This is a genomic window from Spirillospora sp. NPDC049652, assembly GCF_040675125.1.
In the GTDB taxonomy this organism is placed as follows: domain Bacteria; phylum Actinomycetota; class Actinomycetes; order Streptosporangiales; family Streptosporangiaceae; genus Spirillospora.
Map to the genome: position 1 here is coordinate 1 of NZ_JBFAOF010001019.1, position 2454 is coordinate 2454.

Genomic DNA, 2454 nt, shown 5'->3' on the forward strand with positions numbered 1-2454 from the left:
CGCCATCGCGGGCGCGCAGGTCGGCCACTGGCTCGGCGCGCGGTACGGCCGCAAGCTCTTCGACCGGCCGAACTCCCGGATCATCCGGCCGGAGCACGTGGAGAAGGCCGAGTACTACTTCAACAAGTTCGGCCCGGCCAAGGCGGTCGTCCTCGCCCGCTTCATCCCGGTCGTCCGGACGTTCCTGAACCCGCTCGCCGGGGCGCTGGAGATGCCCGCCCGCTCGTTCTTCCTCTGGAACGTCGTCGGCGCGGTCCTCTGGACCGAGTCGATCATCGTCGCCGGCCACTACCTGGGCTCGCGGGTCAAGGGCATCGACAAGTACGTCCTGCCGGTGGTCGCGCTGGCCGTGGTGGCCTCGATGGTCCCGGTCGCGCGCGAGGTCCTGAAGGGCCGCAAGAACGGCACGGCCGCCCGCACCGGTGAGGGCGGCGACCAGGACGGCGGCCAGGGCGGCTTCGGCTACGGCGGTGGCTACGGCGGGGGCCACGACGGTGGTTTCGGCGGCGGCGGCCAGGACGGTGGCGGCTACGGCGGGCCTCAGGGCGGCGGCGGTTACGGCGGGCAGCCCGTCAACCAGCCGGGCGGCTACGGCGGCTACCAGGGCGGTCCGCAGGGCGGCGGTTACGGCGGAGGCCAGGGCGGCTACCCGGGCAACCAGGGCGGCGGCTACGGCGGCCAGCCCGGCGGCCAGGGTTACCCCGGAGGCCAGGGCGCTGGCCAGCCCGGCGGGCAGGGCTACCCCGGCGGCCAGGGCGGCGGTTACCAGGGCGGCCACGGCGGGGGCTACCCGGGCGGCCAGGGCGGCGGGTACCAGGGCGGCTCGCACGGCGGCGGTCACCAGGGCGGCGCGCAGAGTGGCGGCTACGGGAACCCGGCGCCGGGTCAGGGCGGCTACGGAAATCAGGATCCCTACGGAAATCAGGGCGGATACCAGGGCGGCGCCCCGGGGCCCGGCTACGGCGCCGCTCCGGACGCCGGTTCCGGCGCGGGCGGCTATGGCGCTGGTCAGGGCGGTGGCGTTCCGGCCGGCCGCCCGGAACCCGCGCGCCCTCAGAAGGGTAAGCACCGCGGCGGCCCCGGCAACGGTCCGAACAAGAATGGCCCTGAACAGTCACGCCCGTCGCTCAGCGGCGACAGTTATCGCTAACCTCCGCATGTGGGACGTCATCGGTCGGACCCTCGTGGTCTCGCGCGCATTCTCCTCGCGGCCTTGGCCGTCGTGGCCGTTGTGGCGCTGCTCGTCGTCGGCGGCATCGCGCTGTTCAACGCGGTGAACACGGGGGACGACACCAAGCCCCGGCAGAGCGCCAGGACGTCGGCGTCCAACGGCGCGGGGCACTCCGGCCGGCCGACGGCGGACGCCTCGACGCCGCTGGTCATCAAGGTGGTCGGCCCCGCGACCGACGTCCTGGTGACGGTCGCGGGCTCCAACAAGGTGCTGGCTCAGGGCGTGCTCAACCCCGGCGACGGCCGCAAGATCGACGAGGCGCCGCTGAACGTGGTCGCCCAGGACGGCGGCGCCGTCCAGGTCACCATCTGCGGCAAGGTCCAGCCCCGCAAGCCGAGCGGCCAGCGGGGCACCTGGTTCGTCGACAAGTGCTGACGGCGGGCGACCGCTGACGGGCGGCCGCTGACGGGTGGGCGACCGGGGACGGCTCAGTCCAGGCCGAGGTCGGCGACCTCGTAGGGGTGGCGGTACTCCAGGCCCTCGGCGGCGATCCGCTCGGCCGCGCCGCGCTCCAGGATCGTGGCGACCGCGACGACCTCCGCGCCCGCCGCGCGCAGCGCCTCGACCGCGGTCATGACCGAGCCGCCGGTGGTGGAGGTGTCCTCGACCGCGAGGACGCGGCGTCCGGCGACGTCCGGGCCCTCGATGCGGCGCTGGAGCCCGTGCTGCTTGTCGGCCTTGCGGACGACGAAGGCGTCCAGCTTGCGGCCCCGCGCGGCGGCGGCGTGCAGCATCGCGGTCGCGACCGGGTCGGCGCCGAGCGTCAGGCCGCCCACCGCGTCGTACTCCAGGTCGGACGTGGCGTCCAGCATCACCCGGCCGACCAGCGGCGCGACCGCGCCGTCCAGGGTGACCCGGCGCAGGTCCACGTACCAGGACGCGCGTCGCCCGGACGACAGCACGAAGTCGCCGTGCACGACGGCCTTGGCCTTGATCTCTTCCAGCAGGTCATCACGATCGCTCACGGTGAGCACCTTATTGCCCCGCCCGCACCGGACCGGGCGACGGGGCTCCGGTCCGCCGCCTTGACCTGCGGGTCCATGATGGTGAGGTGAGTGTCACCCCGCCTGGCGCGCCGACGCCGTTCGCCCCGCCCGCTCCCGCCGAGACCGTCGTCTACCGGGGCGGTGTCCTCGTGGACGGCACGGGCGGCCCGCCCCGTCCGGGCACGAGCGTGGTGGTGTCCGGCGAGCGGATCGCGGAGGTCGCGCCGGACGCCTCGG

General features: G+C 74.8%; 3 protein-coding genes. 2 read left to right on the forward strand and 1 reads right to left on the reverse strand.

The genetic code is table 11. The features are described from left to right. A partial coding sequence (locus AB0J52_RS36270; protein ID WP_500187436.1) for a DedA family protein occupies positions 1–1150 on the forward strand: 1150 nt, incomplete at its 5' end. Between the two features lie 72 nt (positions 1151–1222). Further along, positions 1223–1606 (forward strand): hypothetical protein, encoded by a 384-nt coding sequence (locus AB0J52_RS36275; protein ID WP_500187437.1) that lies wholly within the window; start codon positions 1223–1225, stop codon positions 1604–1606. A gap of 53 nt (positions 1607–1659) precedes the next feature. Here AB0J52_RS36275 and pyrE read toward each other — a convergent pair whose 3' ends face one another. Continuing rightward, positions 1660–2196 carry an orotate phosphoribosyltransferase gene (pyrE, locus tag AB0J52_RS36280; RefSeq protein ID WP_500187438.1) on the reverse strand — a complete coding sequence of 179 codons (537 nt, stop codon included), beginning with the start codon at positions 2194–2196 and terminating at the stop codon, positions 1660–1662. Positions 2197–2454 lie beyond the last annotated feature (258 nt).